At 68.1% G+C, this 21,649-nt stretch carries 14 protein-coding genes; 8 read left to right on the forward strand and 6 right to left on the reverse strand.

Features of this window, described 5'->3' with window-relative positions; translation table 11 throughout:
• The first annotated feature begins 73 nt into the window (after positions 1 to 73).
• From rplL to ACYUED_RS26960, 3 genes are all read left to right on the forward strand, one after another.
• Positions 74 to 457, forward strand: coding sequence for a 50S ribosomal protein L7/L12 (gene rplL / locus ACYUED_RS26950; RefSeq protein ID WP_491294448.1), 384 nt, complete (start codon positions 74 to 76; stop codon positions 455 to 457).
• Positions 458 to 1,071: 614 nt separating this feature from the next.
• Positions 1,072 to 4,557: a DNA-directed RNA polymerase subunit beta gene (gene rpoB / locus ACYUED_RS26955; protein ID WP_491285821.1), complete on the forward strand. Its 3,486-nt coding sequence runs from the start codon at positions 1,072 to 1,074 to the stop codon at positions 4,555 to 4,557.
• Between the two features lie 100 nt (positions 4,558 to 4,657).
• The gene (locus ACYUED_RS26960) at positions 4,658 to 8,557 is read left to right on the forward strand and encodes a DNA-directed RNA polymerase subunit beta' (protein ID WP_491285823.1); all 3,900 of its coding nucleotides are present in this window, start codon (positions 4,658 to 4,660) and stop codon (positions 8,555 to 8,557) included.
• 70 nt (positions 8,558 to 8,627) lie between these two features.
• On the opposite strand, the gene ACYUED_RS26965 is transcribed toward ACYUED_RS26960, so the two are convergent.
• From ACYUED_RS26965 to ACYUED_RS26990, 6 genes are all read right to left on the reverse strand, one after another.
• Positions 8,628 to 9,851: a M48 family metalloprotease gene (locus ACYUED_RS26965; RefSeq protein ID WP_491285825.1), complete on the reverse strand. Its 1,224-nt coding sequence runs from the start codon at positions 9,849 to 9,851 to the stop codon at positions 8,628 to 8,630.
• A gap of 45 nt (positions 9,852 to 9,896) precedes the next feature.
• Positions 9,897 to 10,448 carry a Pycsar system effector family protein gene (locus ACYUED_RS26970; protein ID WP_491285827.1) on the reverse strand — a complete coding sequence of 184 codons (552 nt, stop codon included), beginning with the start codon at positions 10,446 to 10,448 and terminating at the stop codon, positions 9,897 to 9,899.
• Positions 10,445 to 12,049, reverse strand: a complete 1,605-nt coding sequence (locus tag ACYUED_RS26975) for a hypothetical protein (protein ID WP_491285829.1) — start codon at positions 12,047 to 12,049, stop codon at positions 10,445 to 10,447. The genes ACYUED_RS26970 and ACYUED_RS26975 overlap by 4 nt, the downstream gene beginning before the upstream one ends.
• 29 nt (positions 12,050 to 12,078) lie before the next feature.
• Entirely contained in the window at positions 12,079 to 14,289 is a 2,211-nt protein-coding gene (locus tag ACYUED_RS26980; protein WP_491285830.1) for a hypothetical protein, read from the reverse strand.
• Positions 14,286 to 15,116: a hypothetical protein gene (locus ACYUED_RS26985; RefSeq protein ID WP_491285832.1), complete on the reverse strand. Its 831-nt coding sequence runs from the start codon at positions 15,114 to 15,116 to the stop codon at positions 14,286 to 14,288. The genes ACYUED_RS26980 and ACYUED_RS26985 overlap by 4 nt, the downstream gene beginning before the upstream one ends.
• Before the next feature lie 127 nt (positions 15,117 to 15,243).
• Positions 15,244 to 15,996 (reverse strand): Crp/Fnr family transcriptional regulator, encoded by a 753-nt coding sequence (locus ACYUED_RS26990; protein ID WP_491285833.1) that lies wholly within the window; start codon positions 15,994 to 15,996, stop codon positions 15,244 to 15,246.
• Positions 15,997 to 16,225: 229 nt separating this feature from the next.
• Between ACYUED_RS26990 and ACYUED_RS26995 the strand changes: the two genes are divergently transcribed.
• From ACYUED_RS26995 to tuf, 5 genes are all read left to right on the forward strand, one after another.
• Positions 16,226 to 16,771 (forward strand): DUF1707 and DUF4190 domain-containing protein, encoded by a 546-nt coding sequence (locus tag ACYUED_RS26995; RefSeq protein ID WP_491285835.1) that lies wholly within the window; start codon positions 16,226 to 16,228, stop codon positions 16,769 to 16,771.
• 412 nt (positions 16,772 to 17,183) lie between these two features.
• On the forward strand, positions 17,184 to 17,555 hold the full coding sequence (gene rpsL, locus ACYUED_RS27000) for a 30S ribosomal protein S12 (RefSeq protein ID WP_003948652.1): 372 nt from the start codon (positions 17,184 to 17,186) through the stop codon (positions 17,553 to 17,555).
• A 3-nt stretch (positions 17,556 to 17,558) separates the two neighbouring features.
• On the forward strand, positions 17,559 to 18,029 hold the full coding sequence (rpsG, locus tag ACYUED_RS27005; protein WP_005481264.1) for a 30S ribosomal protein S7: 471 nt from the start codon (positions 17,559 to 17,561) through the stop codon (positions 18,027 to 18,029).
• A gap of 39 nt (positions 18,030 to 18,068) precedes the next feature.
• On the forward strand, positions 18,069 to 20,198 hold the full coding sequence (fusA, locus tag ACYUED_RS27010) for an elongation factor G (RefSeq protein WP_266519649.1): 2,130 nt from the start codon (positions 18,069 to 18,071) through the stop codon (positions 20,196 to 20,198).
• A 171-nt stretch (positions 20,199 to 20,369) separates the two neighbouring features.
• A complete protein-coding gene (gene tuf, locus ACYUED_RS27015; protein ID WP_266519651.1) occupies positions 20,370 to 21,563 on the forward strand; it encodes an elongation factor Tu in 1,194 nt (397 codons plus the stop codon).
• Positions 21,564 to 21,649: the final 86 nt, after the last annotated feature.

Genomic DNA, 21,649 nt, shown 5'->3' on the forward strand with positions numbered 1-21,649 from the left:
TCGTAGCGGGCCGAACGTACGCCCGCCAGACATGTACATCCCGGCACCAGCCGAAATTAGTGGAAGGAAAGCCATCGTGGCTCTCACCCAGGACGAACTGCTCGCCGAGTTCGAGGGCATGACCCTCATCCAGCTCTCCGAGTTCGTGAAGGCGTTCGAGGAGAAGTTCGACGTCACCGCCGCCGCCGCGGTTGCCGTCGCCGGTCCGGCCGGTCCGGCCGCCGCCGCCGAGGCCGTCGAGGAGCAGGACGAGTTCGACGTCATCCTCACGGGTGCCGGCGAGAAGAAGATCCAGGTCATCAAGGTCGTGCGTGAGCTGACCTCCCTGGGTCTCAAGGAGGCCAAGGACCTCGTGGACGGCGCCCCGAAGCCCGTTCTCGAGAAGGTCGCCAAGGACGCCGCCGAGAAGGCCGCCGAGTCCCTCAAGGGCGCCGGCGCCTCCGTCGAGGTCAAGTGACCCCACGGAGTCCCGCAGGGGGCTCCCTTGCCGGCTGACACGGCTCCTCGCAGAGGGCTGTAACGCTGACGCACTGAAGAGCGATCATCCATCCGGGTGGTCGCTCTTCGGCGTTCCGGGAGACCGTGTGGCGGCTGCCTTGCACCGGGTCCGCGGAGAGTATGGTGATCTTCGTTGTGCCTCCGAGAGGCCCCGGTGCAGGCTGCAAGTGACGATGGCAGCACCCGGTTTGGGCAAGCGGGGCCTTGACGAACCGCACGCAGCGCGCAATTCTCAGGACGCGTCGTCACAAGGATCCGAATCCGAGGCATGGATCGACGGCGAAGAGGGCAGTATCAACGTGCATTGAGGGCGTGGGCTTGCAGCAGGTGTGGAGACAACGACGGTCTCAAAAAATCGGGGCTGGACATCAGTGTGCCGAGTGGCTACACTGACCCTTTGCGCTGCCTGTTAGCTGTCCCCTGCCCGTCACCAGGGGCATGCCCTCGCTTGAGCACCGACGATCAGAACGTCCCCGACCTGGCCTTTCGGCCAAATCGGGGAGTGCTGTCTCTGTGTGCATGAGAGGGGCCGGTACGCGCGTAGTGAGTCCGAGCCCTCGGAAGGACCCCCTCTTGGCCGCCTCGCGCACTGCCTCGACCGCGAATACGAACAACGGCGCCAGCACCGCCCCGCTGCGCATCTCCTTTGCAAAGATCAAGGAGCCCCTCGAGGTTCCCAACCTGCTCGCGCTGCAGACCGAGAGCTTTGACTGGCTGCTCGGGAACACCGCCTGGCAGAGTCGGGTCGAGGCGGCTCTCGAGTCCGGTCAGGACGTCCCCACCAAGTCCGGTCTGGAGGAGATCTTCGAGGAGATCTCTCCGATCGAGGACTTCTCCGGGTCGATGTCGCTGACGTTCCGCGACCACCGTTTCGAGCCGCCGAAGAACAGCATCGACGAGTGCAAGGAGCGCGACTTCACGTACGCCGCTCCGCTCTTCGTGACGGCTGAGTTCACCAACAACGAAACCGGCGAGATCAAGTCCCAGACGGTCTTCATGGGCGATTTCCCGCTCATGACCCACAAGGGCACCTTCGTCATCAACGGCACCGAGCGTGTCGTCGTGTCGCAGCTGGTCCGCTCGCCGGGCGTCTACTTCGACTCCTCGATCGACAAGACGTCCGACAAGGACATCTTCTCGGCCAAGATCATCCCCTCCCGGGGTGCCTGGCTGGAGATGGAGATCGACAAGCGCGACATGGTCGGTGTCCGCATCGACCGCAAGCGCAAGCAGTCCGTGACCGTTCTGCTCAAGGCTCTCGGCTGGACGACCGAGCAGATCCTGGAGGAGTTCGGCGAGTACGAGTCCATGCGCGCCACCCTGGAGAAGGACCACACCCAGGGCCAGGACGACGCATTGCTCGACATCTACCGCAAGCTGCGTCCGGGCGAGCCGCCCACGCGTGAGGCCGCGCAGACGCTTCTGGAGAACCTGTACTTCAACCCGAAGCGCTACGACCTCGCCAAGGTCGGCCGCTACAAGGTCAACAAGAAGCTGGGTGCGGAGGCCCCGCTCGACGCGGGCATCCTGACCGTCGAGGACGTCATCTCGACGATCAAGTACCTGGTGAAGCTGCACGCCGGCGAGACCGAGACGGCGGCGGACAACGGTCAGACGATCGTTGTCGAGACCGACGACATCGACCACTTCGGCAACCGTCGTCTGCGCAGCGTCGGCGAGCTCATCCAGAACCAGGTCCGTACGGGTCTGGCTCGTATGGAGCGCGTCGTCCGTGAGCGCATGACGACTCAGGACGTCGAGGCGATCACGCCGCAGACCCTGATCAACATCCGGCCGGTCGTCGCCTCCATCAAGGAGTTCTTCGGCACCAGCCAGCTGTCGCAGTTCATGGACCAGAACAACCCGCTGTCGGGTCTCACCCACAAGCGCCGTCTGTCGGCGCTCGGCCCGGGTGGTCTCTCCCGTGAGCGGGCCGGCTTCGAGGTCCGTGACGTGCACCCGTCCCACTACGGCCGCATGTGTCCGATCGAGACCCCCGAAGGCCCGAACATCGGTCTGATCGGCTCGCTCGCCTCCTACGGCCGTGTCAACGCGTTCGGTTTCGTGGAGACGCCCTACCGCCGGGTCACCGACGGTGTCGTCACCGACGAGGTCGACTACCTGACGGCCGACGAAGAGGACCGGTTCGTCATCGCGCAGGCCAACGCCACGCTCGACGACGACCTGCGTTTCACCGAGAACCGCGTCCTGGTCCGCCGCCGTGGCGGCGAGGTCGACTACGTCGCCGGTGACGACGTGGACTACATGGACGTCTCGCCGCGCCAGATGGTGTCGGTCGCGACCGCCATGATCCCGTTCCTCGAGCACGACGACGCCAACCGTGCCCTCATGGGCGCGAACATGATGCGTCAGGCCGTGCCGCTCATCAAGTCCGAGGCCCCGCTCGTCGGCACCGGCATGGAGTACCGCTCCGCCGTCGACGCCGGTGACGTGGTCAAGGCCGAGAAGGACGGTGTGGTCCAGGAGGTCTCCGCGGACTACATCACCACCGCCAACGACGACGGCACGTACATCACGTACCGCCTGGCCAAGTTCTCCCGGTCCAACCAGGGCACCTCGGTCAACCAGAAGGTCATCGTCAACGAGGGCGACCGGATCATCACGGGCCAGGTGCTCGCCGACGGTCCGGCCACCGAGAACGGCGAGATGGCTCTCGGCAAGAACCTGCTCGTGGCGTTCATGCCGTGGGAGGGTCACAACTACGAGGACGCGATCATCCTGTCGCAGCGCCTCGTGCAGGACGACGTCCTCTCCTCGATCCACATCGAGGAGCACGAGGTCGACGCCCGTGACACCAAGCTCGGCCCGGAGGAGATCACCCGGGACATCCCGAACGTCTCCGAGGAGGTCCTCGCCGACCTCGACGAGCGCGGCATCATCCGTATCGGTGCCGAGGTCGTCGCCGGCGACATCCTCGTCGGCAAGGTCACGCCCAAGGGTGAGACCGAGCTGACCCCGGAGGAGCGCCTGCTGCGCGCGATCTTCGGTGAGAAGGCCCGTGAGGTCCGTGACACCTCGCTGAAGGTGCCGCACGGCGAGATCGGCAAGGTCATCGGCGTCCGCGTCTTCGACCGCGAGGAGGGCGACGAGCTTCCCCCCGGTGTGAACCAGCTGGTGCGCGTGTACGTGGCGCAGAAGCGCAAGATCACCGACGGTGACAAGCTCGCCGGCCGACACGGCAACAAGGGTGTCATCTCGAAGATCCTGCCGATCGAGGACATGCCGTTCCTGGAGGACGGCACCCCGGTCGACATCATCCTCAACCCGCTCGGCGTGCCGTCCCGAATGAACCCGGGACAGGTCCTGGAGATCCACCTCGGCTGGCTCGCCAGCCGCGGCTGGGACGTCTCCGGCCTCGCGGACGACTGGGCGCAGCGCCTCCAGGCCATCGCGGCCGACAAGGTCGAGCCCGGCACGAACGTCGCCACCCCCGTCTTCGACGGTGCGCGTGAGGACGAGCTGGCCGGTCTGCTGAACCACACGATCCCGAACCGCGACGGAGAGCGCATGGTGCTCCCGACCGGTAAGGCGCCGCTGTTCGACGGCCGCTCCGGCGAGCCGTTCCCGGAGCCGATCTCGGTCGGCTACATGTACATCCTGAAGCTCCACCACCTGGTCGACGACAAGCTGCACGCCCGCTCGACCGGTCCGTACTCGATGATCACCCAGCAGCCGCTGGGTGGTAAGGCCCAGTTCGGTGGCCAGCGGTTCGGCGAGATGGAGGTGTGGGCGCTGGAGGCATACGGCGCCGCATACGCCCTCCAGGAGCTGCTGACCATCAAGTCCGACGACGTCACCGGCCGCGTGAAGGTCTACGAGGCCATCGTCAAGGGCGAGAACATCCCCGAGCCCGGCATCCCCGAGTCCTTCAAGGTGCTCATCAAGGAGATGCAGTCGCTCTGCCTGAACGTGGAGGTGCTGTCCAGCGACGGTATGTCCATCGAAATGCGTGACACCGACGAGGATGTCTTCCGCGCTGCGGAGGAGCTCGGCATCGACCTGTCCCGGCGCGAGCCGAGCAGCGTCGAAGAGGTCTGACGGGAGTCCGGCCGGAGGACCTGGTGAGGAACTCCGGCCGGCCCCTGGACCCCCGTATCAGACCCCACAGACTTACAACCCTGAGAGGGATTGACGCATAGTGCTCGACGTCAACTTCTTCGACGAGCTCCGGATCGGTCTGGCCACCGCTGACGACATCCGTCAGTGGAGCCACGGCGAGGTCAAGAAGCCCGAGACGATCAACTACCGCACGCTCAAGCCCGAAAAGGACGGACTCTTCTGCGAGAAGATCTTCGGTCCGACCCGGGACTGGGAGTGCTACTGCGGCAAGTACAAGCGTGTCCGGTTCAAGGGCATCATCTGTGAGCGCTGCGGCGTCGAGGTCACTCGCGCCAAGGTGCGTCGTGAGCGGATGGGCCACATCGAGCTGGCCGCCCCCGTCACGCACATCTGGTACTTCAAGGGTGTTCCTTCGCGCCTCGGCTACCTGCTGGACCTGGCGCCCAAGGACCTCGAGAAGGTCATCTACTTCGCGGCGTACATGATCACGTACGTCGACGATGAGCGTCGTACCCGCGACCTGCCCTCCCTGGAGGCGCACGTCTCCGTGGAGCGTCAGCAGGTCGAGAACCGCCGGGACGCCGACCTGGAGACCCGCGCCAAGAAGCTCGAGTCCGACCTGGCCGAGCTCGAGGCCGAGGGTGCCAAGGCCGACGTGCGCCGCAAGGTGCGCGAGGGTGCCGAGCGTGAGATGAAGCAGCTGCGCGACCGTGCGCAGCGCGAGATCGACCGTCTCGACGAGGTGTGGACCCGGTTCAAGAACCTCAAGGTCCAGGACCTCGAAGGTGACGAGCTGCTCTACCGCGAGCTGCGTGACCGCTTCGGCACGTACTTCGACGGTTCGATGGGTGCCGCGGCGCTGCAGAAGCGCCTGGAGTCCTTCGACCTCGAGGAGGAGGCCGAGCGTCTCCGCGAGATCATCCGTACCGGCAAGGGCCAGAAGAAGACCCGTGCGCTGAAGCGGCTGAAGGTCGTGTCTGCCTTCCTGCAGACCTCCAACAGCCCCAAGGGCATGGTCCTCGACTGCGTCCCGGTCATCCCGCCGGACCTTCGCCCGATGGTGCAGCTGGACGGTGGCCGCTTCGCGACCTCCGACCTGAACGACCTGTACCGCCGTGTGATCAACCGCAACAACCGACTGAAGCGCCTTCTCGACCTCGGTGCGCCCGAGATCATCGTGAACAACGAGAAGCGCATGCTCCAGGAGGCCGTCGACGCGCTGTTCGACAACGGTCGTCGTGGCCGTCCGGTCACCGGTCCCGGTAACCGCCCGCTGAAGTCCCTCAGCGACATGCTGAAGGGCAAGCAGGGTCGATTCCGTCAGAACCTGCTCGGCAAGCGTGTGGACTACTCCGCGCGTTCCGTGATCGTCGTCGGTCCGCAGCTGAAGCTGCACCAGTGCGGTCTGCCGAAGGCGATGGCGCTGGAGCTCTTCAAGCCGTTCGTGATGAAGCGCCTGGTCGACCTGAACCACGCGCAGAACATCAAGAGCGCCAAGCGCATGGTGGAGCGCGGCCGCACGGTCGTGTACGACGTCCTCGAAGAGGTCATCGCCGAGCACCCGGTTCTGCTGAACCGTGCTCCCACCCTGCACCGCCTCGGCATCCAGGCCTTCGAGCCGCAGCTGGTCGAGGGCAAGGCCATCCAGATCCACCCGCTCGTCTGCACCGCGTTCAACGCGGACTTCGACGGTGACCAGATGGCCGTCCACCTGCCGCTCTCCGCGGAGGCGCAGGCCGAGGCCCGCATCCTGATGCTGTCCTCGAACAACATCCTCAAGCCCGCCGACGGTCGTCCGGTGACGATGCCGACCCAGGACATGGTCCTCGGTCTGTTCTTCCTCACCACCGACGGCGAGCTGCGCGACACCAAGGGCGAGGGCCGCGCGTTCGGCTCCACGGCCGAGGCGACCATGGCGTTCGACGCCGGCGAGCTCGCGCTGCAGTCGGCCGTGGACATCCGCTTCCCGGTGGGCACCTTCCCGCCGCGCGGCTGGATGCCCCCGGCGCAGGAGGAGGGCGAGCCGGAGTGGCAGCAGGGGGACACGTTCCGCCTGCGCACCACCCTGGGCCGCGCGCTCTTCAACGAACTGCTGCCCGAGGACTACCCGTTCGTCGACTACTCGGTGGGCAAGAAGCAGCTCGGCGAGATCGTCAACGACCTGGCGGAGCGCTACCCCAAGGTCATCGTGGCGGCGACGCTCGACAACCTGAAGGCGGCCGGCTTCTACTGGGGCACCCGCTCCGGTGTCACCGTGGCCATCTCCGACGTCGTCGTCCCCGAGGCCAAGAAGGCCATCGTCGCGGGCTACGAGGCGCAGGACGAGAAGGTCCAGAAGCAGTACGAGCGCGGTCTGATCACCAAGGAAGAGCGCACTCAGGAGCTCATCGCGATCTGGACCAAGGCGACCAACGAGGTCGCCGAGGCGATGAACGCGAACTTCCCCAAGACGAACCCCATCTTCATGATGGTTGACTCGGGTGCCCGAGGAAACATGATGCAGATGCGGCAGATCGCCGGTATGCGTGGTCTGGTGTCGAACGCGAAGAACGAGACCATCCCGCGTCCGATCAAGGCGTCCTTCCGTGAGGGCCTGTCCGTGCTGGAGTACTTCATCTCCACGCACGGTGCCCGTAAGGGTCTGGCGGACACCGCCCTGCGTACCGCCGACTCGGGTTACCTGACCCGTCGTCTGGTGGACGTCTCGCAGGACGTCATCATCCGCGAGGAGGACTGCGGCACCGAGCGCGGTCTGAAGCTGCGGATCGCCTCGAAGAACGCCGCGGGTGTGCTGGTCAAGGCGGAGGACGTCGAGACCAGCGTCTACGCCCGCATGCTCGCCGAGGACGTCGTCATCGACGGCAAGGTGATCGCGCCGGCCAACGTGGACCTCGGCGACGTGCTCATCGACCAGTTGGTGCACCACGGTGTCGAGGAGGTCAAGACCCGTTCGATCCTGACCTGCGAGTCCCAGGTCGGCACCTGCGCCATGTGCTACGGCCGCTCGCTGGCCACCGGCAAGCTGGTCGACATCGGTGAGGCGGTCGGCATCATCGCCGCCCAGTCCATCGGTGAGCCCGGTACCCAGCTGACGATGCGTACCTTCCACACCGGTGGTGTGGCCGGTGACGACATCACCCAGGGTCTGCCCCGTGTCGTCGAGCTCTTCGAGGCCCGTACGCCCAAGGGTGTCGCCCCGATCTCCGAGGCCTCCGGCCGCGTGCGGATCGAGGAGACCGAGAAGACCAAGAAGCTCGTCGTCACCCCGGACGACGGCAGCGACGAGACGGCGTTCCCGATCTCGAAGCGTGCCCGACTCCTGGTCAGCGAGGGCGAGCACGTCGAGGTGGGCCAGAAGCTCACCGTGGGTGCCACCAACCCGCACGACGTGCTGCGCATCCTGGGCCAGCGTGCCGTCCAGGTCCACCTGGTCGGCGAGGTCCAGAAGGTCTACAACTCGCAGGGTGTGTCGATCCACGACAAGCACATCGAGATCATCATCCGGCAGATGCTGCGCCGTGTGACGATCATCGAGTCGGGCGACGCCGAGCTGCTGCCCGGCGAGCTGGTCGAGCGCTCGAAGTTCGAGGTCGAGAACCGTCGTGTGGTCCAGGAAGGCGGCCACCCGGCCTCCGGCCGTCCGCAGCTGATGGGTATCACCAAGGCCTCGCTGGCGACGGAGTCCTGGCTGTCGGCCGCCTCCTTCCAGGAGACGACCCGAGTTCTGACGGACGCGGCGATCAACGCCAAGTCCGACAGCCTCATCGGCCTCAAGGAGAACGTCATCATCGGTAAGCTCATCCCGGCCGGTACGGGCCTGTCCCGCTACCGCAACATCCGGGTCGAGCCGACCGAGGAGGCCAAGGCCGCGATGTACTCGGCCGTCGGCTACGACGACATCGACTACTCGCCGTTCGGCACTGGCTCCGGCCAGGCCGTGCCGCTGGAGGACTACGACTACGGTCCGTACAACCAGTAAGGCGTAGGTCTGAAGCACTGAAGGGCGGTCACCCCACGGGGTGGCCGCCCTTCGGCGTGTGCGCGGGGCGTCAGCTCGGCGGTTGCAGATACGGCTGCAGGTGGTGCAGGCGGGTGTGGTAGTCCGGGTGTGAGGAGAGCAGTTTGCTGAGCGCGCCCTCCTCGAGCTGCACGCCGCCGTTCGCCGCGGTGAGCGCGGCCTGGGCGTGCTGCTCCTGCCGGTGCAGTTTGTCGAGTACGGCGGCCAGCATCGGGGCGAAGCCCAGCGCGGCCGCATGCTGGTCCGCCCGCAGCTCGGAACGCCGGCCGACCGCGGCGAGGGCGTATGGCACGGCCAGGACGAGCAGGGGGAGTCCGTACAGCGTGCTGATCGTCGCCAGGGCGATGCTTCCGATGACCAGTGCCACCACGGCGGTGCCGATGCAGCCGAACGCGCTCGACACCTTGAACACGAAGCCGGAGAACGCCTTCAGGACGCGCCACGCGATCCGGCCGGGCAGCGCGTACCAGTAGCCGAGAAGCCCGGACCAGGCGTGGCCGCCGACGTGGTGGCCCAGCTCGTGCGCCATGACGGCGGCGAGTTCGCCGTTGGGCAGCTCGTTCATGGCGAAGCGGGTGACGCCGACGATGTGGCCCGCCGCGGCGACCGCGTTCAGGCCGTCGCTGTCCTCAACCCACAGCTCGTAGTTGCGGCCCTCCACGCCGGCGCGGGCCGTGACCTCGCGCCAGACCGGTTCGAGTTTGGCCTGTTCTTGCGGAGTGGGGTAGCGCAAACGGAGCAGACGGCGCGCGATGGCGCTTTCGGTGGGGCGGTGGAACACGAGGGCGCCGCTGGCGAGCCAGGCCAGCATGACGACGATGCCGAACCCGCCGAAGAAGAGCGAGAAGAGGCCGACGACGAACAGGCTGCACAGGAAGTTCGGCAGGTGGAGCAGCAGGCTGCCGACGGTGGTGGCGTCGGTGCGGCGCTGATCGCGGCGGATGTGGACGCGGCCGTGGTCGGTGCTGATGTGGTGCGCGTGGGTGGAGCGAGCGGGCGGTGTGGGCGGTGTGAGCGGTATGGATGGTGTGGGCGGTGGAGTGGGTGCGGCAGGGGGTGTCTGCGGATACTGCGGGGGCGGGGTGGCCTGCGGGTACGGGGGCGGCGTCTGAGCGGTGGGGTACTGCGGTGCCTGCGGGTACTGGGGTGCCTGCGGGTACTGGGGAGGCTCTGCCGGTGGCGGGTACTGCGGCGGTGACGACGGCTGGGACGCATGCGTCGGGTACGGGGGATACTCCGGAGGTTGCTGGGTCACGGCGGTTCCTAGTGGTTGCTTCAGTGGGGGACGCTGTGCGGCGGCTCAGCCGATGAGCAGGGACGCGGGCAGCAGGACCGTGCCGAGGCAGAAGGCGATCAGGCCGGCACGGATGCACTGGTGCTTGCGGGCGGCGAGGCGGCTGGACTCGGTGAGGGCCACGGTCAGACCGGCGACGGGATCCTGTTCCGTGTCGGCGAGAGCGGACTCCAAGTGGCCTTGCCGGACCGCCTGTTGGATGTCGCCGAAGTACGTCAGCGGCTGCCCCGGCCGCCACGATCCGGAGCGGTAACGCGGGAGTACGGCCAGCAGCATGGCGAAGAGGGATACGGCGAGGAACAGCGTCCCGGACCACCACAGTGCCGTGCCCGCGCCGGACAGCGTTGCCGGGGTCCAGCCCCGTCCGGCGAGCAGCCCGCTGAACACGCCGGCCGTCAGGCCGAGTGCGGCCACCAGCACGGAGGCCTTGCTGTCGGCCCGCGCGATCTCGATGCGCAGCTCGGTGAGGAGGCGCTCGCAGAGCCGTATGCGCTCCGCGGAGCCGACGGGCCGGGGGGTGCCGACGGTGGGTGCGGGCGCCGGGTCGGTGGTCGTCATGTGCTGCTTGCCTCTTGGGAGTTGTTCGGGTCGTCCGCGTGGGGCTGAGGAGCCTGGTCGGACGGATGGCCGGGCTCGGGCGGTGGCGCCTGCGCGGGCTGGGTCGGGGTGCTGCCGTAGCCGGGCGGCGGCTGCCAGGCCGGGGTCCGCTCAGGAGCCGCCGGCGGGGCGGGAGCGCCGGGGTGGGAACCGGGGAGCGTGAGCGGAGGGGCGTACGGCGTGGGCGGGGGAGCGTAGGGCGTCGACGGCCCCCAGGAGGTCCGGTCGGGCAGAGGGGTGCCGGGGGCGGCAGCGGCGGGATGCTGCGTGGGGGGTGCCTGGGGTTCCTGGGGTCCCGGAGGGGCTGGTGGCTGCGGGGCGTAGGTTCCCGGGCCGGGCGCCTGGGTGCCCGGCGTCGTCTGAGCGGGAGCCCGGCCGCCCGGGCCCTGGTGGTCCGGAGTGTCGGGGTACCCCGGTCCGTCCCCCTGCGGCGCGATCAGCGGCGGTGTCTGGGGGACGCCGGGAAGGCGCTGGTTCAGGATGTCGCTGACCGTGCGCAGGGCGAGTTGCTTCGGGCCCTCCAGTTCGTAGCTCTCGGCCGTGTCGCCGCTGAGGAGTTGGCCCACAAGGTCCATCTGGGCCTGGATCATGCGGAGTTGGTCCTCGCGCATGCTGGTCATCACCAGCCGGGAGTCCTCGGGGTGCTGGGCGAGATGCATGGCCCAGGCCTGGACGCCGCCCTGCGACAGATGCCACTGGAAGAACTCGATCTTCTGCGCCTCGATGCGCTGCAGCTCCAGCATCTGCTCCCCCTGCTGCAGAGCCAGTTCGTGCTGCTGACCGCTCGCCAGCATCGCCTGATCGTGCTGCCATCGCTGCTGCTGGAGGATCAACTCCTGCTGCTGACGGCCGTATTCCGTGGCCCGTCCGATCTGCAGATGGTCCTGCTGCCGGTTGCGGCGGTCGACTTCGACGTCGATCTCCATGCCCCGCTCGGCCGCACGGATCTGCTCGGTGGCGGAGTGGTCGATGGCCTGGAGCCGACGCTGGTGGTCGATGTTCTCCTGGTCGCGCCTCAGCCGCAGGGTCCAGGTCACCTGCAGCCCCGCCGGCGCCCCGAGCGGCCCCAGCACGGTGACCGCCCGCAGCAGTTCGCGCTCGGCGTCCGCGCTGTCGGCGATGGCGAAGCGCCGGGTCACCGGCCTGGCCGCCCGTTGCAGCTCGCCCAGCACCAGACCCGGCACGTCCCGGTGTCCGCCGGCCACGAACCGGGCGGGGTCCAGGACCTGCCAGGACAGTTCGACCGCGGCCGTGAACTCGAACGCGTCGTTGTCGCTGGGCAGGGCGAGTTCGGCGGAGAACGGGTGCACGCCCATGTCCACCTCGTACACGGCCGTGTACCGATTCGCCGCTATCTCGCTGCGCGTGGGGCGGCGGGGCGGCAGATACGGGTCGTAGCCTCCTTTCGGGGTGGAGAAGACCAGGGCGTGGTCGATGCGGATCAGCGACTTGAGGTTGAGGTCGAAGCGGCCCAGCTGGCGCACGGTGAGCACGGGGTCGACCAGTTCGGTGTGCCGGTCCGCCTGCTGCTGCCACTCGGGCGGGCGGTGGAAAGAGGGCATGGTGCGTTTCTCCTCGGGGACGTGACAGGTCAGCGGTTCGGCAGGACGGCCAGCAGGCGGGCGGCCACCTTGGGCGGGGCACTGCCGTCCTCGCCGGGCATGGTCCGCAGCAGATGGCTCAGCCGGTCGTGCTCGGCGGGCGTGGTGACGAGCCGGGGCAGCAGGGCGGCCAGCGCCCACTCGGTGGCCGTGGAGCGGTCGGCGATCAGCACCCAGTCGCTCAGGACCTTGAGCGCGTCCTGGGTGGTCCGCGGGTCGGCGAGCGCCGCCCGCCACAGGGTGGGGATGCCGTGCGCGGGGTCACCGTCCTCGTGGGCGGTACGGGCGTACCAGTCCAGGACCAGCGGGGTGCCGTACCGCTCGTCGTCCTGCGTGCGGAGGCAGGCGCCCACGAAGCCGCCGAGCGTCAGGTCGTGCACGGCGCGATCGTCGTCGAGGTGCTCGCGCAGCCCGGCCAGGACCCGGTCACCGGCGGGGGAGAGCAGCAACAGCTCGACGGCTTCGGCGAGTTCGCCTGCCATCTCGCCGTCCATGTCGTCGGGATTGTCCTCGTAGAACCTGCGTACGGCCTTGCGCAGCGCGGCGAGGGCCTGCTCAGGCCGCTCCGGACCGATCAGCCCGTACGCCCGTACGGCAACCCAGCGCAGCCGTGCGTCCTCGCCCTCGCACCAGTCGTCGAGGATGCGCGGGATGTACGGAGTGTCGATGAGGTGGGCGAGCGTGAGCGCGTTGACGGCGACCAGCCGGTGCCGGTACCGCTTCGAGGTGCACCAGGGCTCGATGACCAGCGCCATCGCCGAGGGCAGGTCGGTGCGGGCGAGGACCGCGACGGTGGACGCGGCGCGGGTGCGGACCAGGGGACGGCCGTCGTCGGCGAGCCGGCGCAGCCAGCCGATCAGCGCGGGCCGGGCGGAGGGATGGCCGAGCCACACCTCGCGCAGCAGCACGAGGGAGGCCCGCTCGTCGAGGAACCTGGCCTTCTGCTGGGGGACCGGCCCCCACTCGGTGTGCTCGTCCTCCTCGAACCTCTCCGCACGGGCCAGTTGGAGGCGCTTGCCGATGTGCGTGCCGAAGACGGGGACCTCCGGGACCTGGGACCGGTTCCAGGTCTCCTGGAGGAGGCGGTAGAGCAGGTCGCTGACCTCGGCGGTGAGCGCGTACGGGCCGCCGTCGAAGGCGGCGAGGGCCACCAGGAACGCCTTGTCCCGCAGGTGGATCGACGCCTCGTCCTCCTCGAACCACTCCTGGACCTGGTTCTCCAGCGAGACGAGCGAGAACTGCGCGACCGCGTCCGCGCCGACCTCGCCGGCCGCGTGCCGGGCGAGCAGCTGGGCGAAGGCGGCGACCTCGCGCAACTGGTGGCTGCGGTCCAGGAACCCGGTGACGTCCGGGAGTTGGAGCAGCTTGGCGGCGGTCTCGGTATCGGTGCGGGTGCGCAGATGGGCGGCGAGGACGTCGGAGGGGGCGGGCGGGCGCCAGGCCGCGGTGAACGCCACGTCCTCCAGTACGGCGGTGTCGTCGACGGTGACGATCAGGTACCCGTGCTCGCCGAGCCGGTCGCGGGCCGCGAGCAGGTGCGGCTCGCGCAGCGGGCGGTCGCGGCGGGTGGCCAGGTCGCACAGGACGTATCCGCGCGACGGATCCTCGTCGGGTTGCGCGGCGGCGACCTGGTCGGCGAGGGCGCTCGGGCCCGTGTCGCGGTCCAGGGTGCGCACCGAGGCGACGCCGAGGCGGTGCAGGAGCATCAGCGCGGCCGTGCGGCGGCCGGTGAAGCGGGCACCGGAGAGGACGAGGACGTGGTCGTGGCGCAGCCGGTCGAGCAGGCTCGCCACGATTTCCTCGTCGGCGGTGAAGTGCTCGTCCAGGTGGTCCAGGGCGGCCCGGGGGACCTCCCCCGACGCCGACGCCGACGATCCGAACCCGGGTATGGAGAAGTGGTAGACCTCCGTCTTGGTGCCCATGATCACGTCGCCGCTGACCTGGTTGCCGGTGACGTTGTTCTGGTCGCCGCTCACCGTGCCGCCGCCGAAGCGCGCCCGGGCGCCGATGCTCATGCTCCGCGGGCTGTGGTCGACCAGGTCCCGCCGGGCCGACCAGGCCTTCTGCGGCTGGTCGCGCTCCTCGGACTCGTCGTCCGCGCCCTCTCTTCGGGCCTCGTCCTTCGCGTCGGGGTCGGCGGGGCGCTGGTCCGGCGAGGGGTCGGCCGCCCCCGCGCCGGACTGCTGCTCGGGTGTGCTCACGAGCCCTCCCCGCGCCTGTTGCCGCCACCGACGGTGAAGTCGCCGCCGATCTGGTTGCCGGTGACGTTGTTCTGGTCGCCGCTCACCGTGCCGCCGCCGATGGTGACGGCACCGTTGAAGACGGGGCCCGGCGCCGGGGCTCCCCGGTCCGGCGCCGGGCCGCCCTGCTGGGGGACCCGCGGCGTCGGGCGGTCCCCCGAACCGCCCGACGCCTCCCCTGCCCCCGTGTCACCGTGGTCCTCGTGTGCCGCACCACCCGGCACCGGGCCGTGCAGCCAGGCCTTCAGCGGCCCGTTCTTGCTGTCCACCGTCACCGCGTGGAACTCCGCCTTCGGGATCCCCATGTGGTCGTGCCGTACGACCCCGGCGTACAGGGGGTCCGAGACGCACAGCGCGAAGTCGTCGGTTCGCTCGCGCAGGGCGGCGCGCAGGATCTGGGCGTCCAGCAGTCGGCACGCGTGGTTGAGGTCGGAGCCGACCCAGCCGTCGTGCTCGTCCACGGCGACCCAGCCGGTGGCGACGACGGCGCGCAGCCGGATCTGCGCGGAGCTGGAGGCCATCCTGTTGACCGCCCGCAGCAGCGCCGGCACCTGGGTGAGCAGGCTGCGCAGCAAGGCCGTGACCGGGGCGCTCGCGTCGATGAGCTCCATCACCGAGTCCCCGCGGTCGGCCCGCAACCGCAGCGTCTCGTCAATGCCGGCGGCCGCAAGCGTGCGGTCGGTGATGTCGTAGAGCATGCGCCGCAGATACGCCTGCTCCACGTCGTCCCGGTCGCTGTACCTCTCGATGTCCAGCAACAGGATCGTGCGGCTCACGGGGTTGGTCATGGTCGCCTCTCCGGGGGGTGTGCGGTGCAGGGCAGCAGCCTGGCGCTCGCGTGACCCGGGTGGTGAGGACGTATGACCCACTCGTTGTGTGACCGTATTTACACAGCGGCCTCCGGGAAGGACGAGGTCACTCCTCGCTCGGCCCCTGCGGTGAGGGGATGCCCGACGCGGGCCCCGCCGCCGCGATCCGCCGCAGCACGTCCGGCCGCCGGATCAGCAGCGCACGGCGGCCCGTGACCACCGCCTCCTTGTCGCGCAGTTCCCGCAGCAGGCGCTGCACCATCTCCCGGGACGCACCGACCGAGCCCGCCAGCTCCTGCTTGCTCAGGGGTACGGCGAGTTCGATGCCCTCCTGCGTGCGGCGGCCGTGGGTGCGGGCCAGGTCCAGCAGGAGGACGGCGAAACGCTCCCGCACGCTCATCGACGCGAACTCCAGCCTCCGCCGGTCGGCCGCCCTCGTGCGGTCCGCGGTGAGACCGAGAAGAGCGAAGGACACCGCGGGGGACCGGCTCAGGAAGTCCTTGAAGCGCTCGTGCTCCACGGCCACGGACCGCACCGGCTCCAGCGCGGTCACGGTCGCCGACCGCGGCCGCCCGGTGAGCGCCGCGGACTCGCCGACGATGTCGCCGGGCCCCCGCAGTGCGAGCAGCGCCTCGTAGCCGTTGGCCGCGGAGGCCGTGACCTTGGTCCAGCCGTGCACCAGGAAGAGGACGTGCGAGGACGGCTCGTGCTGGTGGATGAGGACCATGCGCGCCGTGTAGTCCAGCTGCCGGCCGAGCGCCAGCAACGCAGAACGGTCCACGCTCTCCAGCCGCGCCAGAAAGGGCACCCGGTCGTCCAGGCCCCCGTCGTCTGTTGAGTACACCGCCGTCCACGTCACGGCCGCCCCCCGATTCCCCTCGCAGCGGACAGATCAAGGTACTGAAAGCGCAAGACCGCCCGACCGGAAAGAGCGCGAACCGGCCAATGACGCGAAAGGATCTACGGCCGGTGCGGACAGGGCGCGGAACGGGGGTGACCGCCGGCCCACACCGCCCCCGACGCCCTCTGTGCCGGAAATGCCGGTCCGGCGCATCATGGAAGGACTCGGGGGTTCGGGGAGGTGCTCTGTGTCGGATCCGACGCCATGGCAGCCGTGGCAGTCAGGCAAGGGTGTCCCGCAGCCGTGGCAGGGGCAGACCGCCCCTTCCATGCTCGCCTCGCACGCGGACCGCGAGCGTGCCGTGGACGTGCTCAGAGCGGGGTACGGGGAGGGGCGGATGGAGCACTCCGAGTTCGAGAAGCGGGTCGCGCAGGCTTATGCGGCTCGTACGGTCGGGGAGTTGGCCCTGCTGGTGGCCGATCTGCCGCACGGGCCGGTACCTCAGCCGGGGCCCGTCGCGGCCGTACCGCAGACCTTTGTGGCCGTGCCGCGGCGGCAGACCAACGCCAAGGCGATCGGGGCCGCGGTGTGCGGGCTGCTCTGTCTGCCGACCATGGGGCTCACCGGGATTCCGGCGGTCATCCTGGGGCACGCGGCGCGCAACGAGATGGAGCGGACCGGGGAGGGCGGTGACGGGCTCGCCTTGACCGGGCTGGTGCTCGGCTGGCTGTCGACGGCCGGCTGGGCACTCGTGCTCACGCTGTTGATCGCGGTGGCCCTCGCCTCCGGATGACATCGACGATGATCCGTGCAGCCCCAACTCATATGGCCTGCATGTGGGGAAAATGTGTTGCAGTCGTGATTAATGCGGTCTGATACGGGTATTCCACCTGTTCGTCCCCGCCTCTTCGGCGGGGCCGGGAAGATCGTCGGCCGGATACTGCTTCGGCGTGGTTTGCGCAGGCCCGTGGGCGCGGCCCAGTTGTTTTGACCGCAGCGAATGAGGTAGGTACGCTCAGACCTTGTGCCTGGGGTGTGCCCTGGCTCTCGTGCGTGCCTTCAACCGCATAGCGAGCCGTCACTGGTCACCGTAATCTGTGCTCTTTTGCCTCGCGGCGGGAGTCCGCCGATTCGACACACCCGACCGCGTGGGTCGGCGACGTTCCAGGTTAGCTTCACATCGGCACACAGAAACCGGAGAAGTAGTGCCTACGATCCAGCAGCTGGTCCGTAAGGGCCGGCAGGACAAGGTCGAGAAGAACAAGACGCCCGCACTCGAGGGTTCCCCTCAGCGTCGTGGCGTCTGCACGCGTGTGTTCACGACCACCCCGAAGAAGCCGAACTCGGCCCTGCGTAAGGTCGCGCGTGTGCGTCTGACCAGCGGGATCGAGGTCACCGCTTACATTCCGGGTGAGGGACACAACCTGCAGGAGCACTCCATCGTGCTCGTGCGTGGCGGTCGTGTGAAGGACCTGCCCGGTGTTCGCTACAAGATCATCCGCGGTTCGCTCGACACCCAGGGTGTCAAGAACCGCAAGCAGGCCCGCAGCCGCTACGGCGCCAAGAAGGAGAAGTAGAAAATGCCTCGTAAGGGCCCCGCCCCGAAGCGCCCGGTCATCATCGACCCGGTCTACGGTTCTCCTCTTGTCACCTCCCTGATCAACAAGGTGCTGCTGAACGGCAAGCGCTCCACCGCCGAGCGCATCGTGTACGGCGCCATGGAGGGCCTGCGCGAGAAGACCAGCAACGACCCGGTCATCACGCTGAAGCGCGCGCTGGAGAACATCAAGCCGACCCTCGAGGTCAAGTCCCGCCGTGTCGGTGGTGCGACGTACCAGGTTCCGATCGAGGTCAAGCCCGGTCGCGCCAACACGCTCGCGCTGCGCTGGCTGGTCGGTTACTCCCGCGCCCGTCGCGAGAAGACCATGACCGAGCGTCTGCTCAACGAGCTTCTCGACGCTTCGAACGGCCTCGGTGCGGCCGTCAAGAAGCGCGAGGACACCCACAAGATGGCCGAGTCCAACAAGGCCTTCGCGCACTACCGCTGGTAGTCGCTACCCCCATCGAGACCGAGAGAAGACCGAAGCCTTATGGCTACCACTTCACTTGACCTGGCCAGGGTCCGCAACATCGGGATCATGGCCCATATCGACGCGGGCAAGACGACCACCACCGAGCGGATCCTCTTCTACACCGGCGTCAGCTACAAGATCGGTGAAGTCCACGACGGCGCTGCCACCATGGACTGGATGGAGCAGGAGCAGGAGCGTGGCATCACGATCACCTCTGCTGCCACCACCTGTCACTGGCCGCTCGAGGACGACGACTACACGATCAACATCATCGACACCCCGGGGCACGTCGACTTCACGGTCGAGGTGGAGCGTTCGCTCCGCGTGCTCGACGGTGCCGTCACGGTGTTCGACGGTGTCGCCGGTGTGGAGCCGCAGTCCGAGACGGTGTGGCGTCAGGCCGACCGTTACGGCGTGCCGCGCATCTGCTTCGTGAACAAGCTGGACCGTACCGGCGCCGAGTTCCACCGCTGCGTGGACATGATCTCGGACCGCCTGGGTGCGGTGCCGCTCATCATGCAGCTGCCGATCGGCGCCGAGATGGACTTCAAGGGCGTTGTGGACCTGGTCCGCATGAAGGCGCTCGTGTGGTCCGCCGAGGCCGCCAAGGGCGAGATGTACGACGTCGTCGACATCCCGGCCACGCACGCCGAGGCCGCCGAGGAGTACCGCGGCAAGCTGGTCGAGGCCGTCGCGGAGAACGACGACGAGATCATGGAGCTGTTCCTGGAGGGCCAGGAGCCCACCGAGGAGCAGCTGTACGCCGCGATCCGTCGCATCACCATCGCGTCCGGCAAGTCCGACGGCGTCACCGTCACCCCGGTGTTCTGCGGCACCGCGTTCAAGAACAAGGGCGTCCAGCCCCTGCTCGACGCGGTCGTGCGCTACCTGCCGACCCCGCTCGACGTCGAGGCCATCGAGGGCCACGACGTCAAGGACCCCGAGGTCGTCGTCAAGCGCAAGCCGTCCGTGGACGAGCCGCTGTCCGCGCTCGCGTTCAAGATCATGAGCGACCCGCACCTGGGCAAGCTCACCTTCGTCCGGGTCTACTCGGGCCGCCTGGAGACTGGCACCGCGGTGCTGAACTCCGTCAAGGGCAAGAAGGAGCGCATCGGCAAGATCTACCGTATGCACGCGAACAAGCGTGAGGAGATCGAGGCGGTGGGCGCCGGCGACATCGTCGCCGTCATGGGCCTGAAGCAGACCACCACCGGTGAGACGCTGTGCGACGACAAGCAGCCGGTGATCCTGGAGTCCATGGACTTCCCGGCGCCGGTCATCCAGGTCGCGATCGAGCCCAAGTCCAAGGGTGACCAGGAGAAGCTGGGTGTCGCCATCCAGCGTCTCGCGGAGGAGGACCCCTCCTTCCACGTCCACTCGGACGAGGAGACGGGCCAGACCATCCTCGGCGGTATGGGCGAGCTGCACCTCGAGGTGCTGGTCGACCGTATGAAGCGCGAGTTCCGCGTCGAGGCCAACGTCGGTAAGCCGCAGGTCGCGTACCGTGAGACGATCCGCAAGGCCGTCGAGCGCGTGGACTACACCCACAAGAAGCAGACCGGTGGTACCGGTCAGTTCGCCAAGGTGCAGATCGCGATCGAGCCCATCACCGAGGCCGACGGTCCGGCGTACGAGTTCGTCAACAAGGTCACCGGTGGCCGTATCCCGCGGGAGTACATCCCGTCGGTGGACGCCGGTGCGCAGGAGGCCATGCAGTTCGGCATCCTCGCGGGCTACGAGATGACCGGCGTCCGCGTGACGCTGATCGACGGTGGCTACCACGAGGTCGACTCCTCCGAGCTGGCCTTCAAGATCGCCGGTTCGCAGGCCTTCAAGGAGGCCGCGCGCAAGGCCAGCCCCGTGCTGCTCGAGCCGATGATGGCCGTCGAGGTCACCACGCCCGAGGACTACATGGGTGAGGTCATCGGAGACATCAACTCCCGCCGTGGCCAGATCCAGGCCATGGAGGAGCGGGCCGGTGCCCGCGTCGTGAAGGGCCTCGTGCCCCTCTCGGAGATGTTCGGTTACGTCGGCGACCTGCGCAGCAAGACGTCCGGCCGGGCCAGCTACTCCATGCAGTTCGACTCCTACGCCGAGGTTCCCCGGAACGTCGCCGAGGAGATCATCGCGAAGGCCAAGGGCGAGTAACGCACCGCGTTCAACGCACCGCGTTCACACGCCTTAGGCTTGACTCCGGAGCCTCGCGGGGCATTCCGCCGCAACAGCGGAGGAAATGCCCCGGGGATCCGGGCCATCCAGCAAAGATCACCTGGCGCCGATGAGTAAGGCGTACCAGAACCACTCCACAGGAGGACCCCAGTGGCGAAGGCGAAGTTCGAGCGGACTAAGCCGCACGTCAACATCGGCACCATCGGTCACATCGACCACGGTAAGACGACCCTCACGGCCGCCATTACCAAGGTGCTGCACGACGCGTACCCGGACCTGAACGAGGCCTCGGCCTTCGACCAGATCGACAAGGCTCCCGAAGAGCGCCAGCGCGGTATCACCATCTCCATCGCGCACGTCGAGTACCAGACGGAGACGCGTCACTACGCCCACGTCGACTGCCCCGGTCACGCGGACTACATCAAGAACATGATCACGGGTGCGGCGCAGATGGACGGCGCCATCCTCGTTGTCGCCGCCACCGACGGCCCGATGCCGCAGACCAAGGAGCACGTGCTCCTGGCCCGCCAGGTCGGCGTTCCGTACATCGTCGTCGCCCTGAACAAGGCCGACATGGTGGACGACGAGGAGATCCTGGAGCTCGTCGAGCTCGAGGTCCGTGAGCTGCTCTCCGAGTACGAGTTCCCGGGCGACGACCTGCCGGTCGTCAAGGTCTCGGCGCTCAAGGCGCTCGAGGGTGACGCCGAGTGGGGCAAGACCGTCCTCGAGCTGATGAAGGCCGTCGACGAGAACATCCCGCAGCCCGAGCGTGACGTCGACAAGCCGTTCCTGATGCCGATCGAGGACGTCTTCACGATCACCGGTCGTGGCACGGTCGTCACCGGCCGTATCGAGCGTGGTGTCCTCAAGGTCAACGAGACCGTCGACATCGTCGGCATCAAGACCGAGAAGACCACCACCACGGTCACCGGCATCGAGATGTTCCGCAAGCTGCTCGACGAGGGCCAGGCCGGTGAGAACGTCGGTCTGCTGCTTCGTGGCATCAAGCGCGAGGACGTCGAGCGCGGCCAGGTCATCATCAAGCCCGGCTCGGTCACCCCGCACACCTCGTTCGAGGCGCAGGCGTACATCCTGTCCAAGGACGAGGGCGGCCGTCACACGCCGTTCTTCAACAACTACCGTCCGCAGTTCTACTTCCGTACCACGGACGTGACCGGCGTCGTGACCCTCCCCGAGGGCACCGAGATGGTCATGCCGGGCGACAACACTGAGATGACCGTTGAGCTCATCCAGCCCGTCGCCATGGAAGAGGGCCTGAAGTTCGCCATCCGTGAGGGTGGCCGGACGGTCGGCGCCGGCCAGGTCACCAAGATCAACAAGTAATCTTGTCGATCTGACCCGGTAGCTCCAGCGCGAGTTCCAGAAGGGCCCGTACGACTTCGGTCGTACGGGCCCTTTCGCTTGTCCTG

Source organism: Streptomyces sp. DF42 (assembly GCF_058267695.1).

Excerpts from the sequence above, each read along its gene's own strand:
- rpsG (WP_005481264.1), top strand. The coding sequence starts at position 17,559 with ATGCCTCGTAAGGGCCCCGCCCCGAAGCGCCCGGTCATCATCGACCCG.
- ACYUED_RS26970 (WP_491285827.1), bottom strand. The coding sequence starts at position 10,448 with ATGACGACCACCGACCCGGCGCCCGCACCCACCGTCGGCACCCCCCGG.
- ACYUED_RS26985 (WP_491285832.1), bottom strand. The coding sequence starts at position 15,116 with ATGACCAACCCCGTGAGCCGCACGATCCTGTTGCTGGACATCGAGAGG.
- ACYUED_RS26975 (WP_491285829.1), bottom strand. The coding sequence starts at position 12,049 with ATGCCCTCTTTCCACCGCCCGCCCGAGTGGCAGCAGCAGGCGGACCGG.
- fusA (WP_266519649.1), top strand. The coding sequence starts at position 18,069 with ATGGCTACCACTTCACTTGACCTGGCCAGGGTCCGCAACATCGGGATC.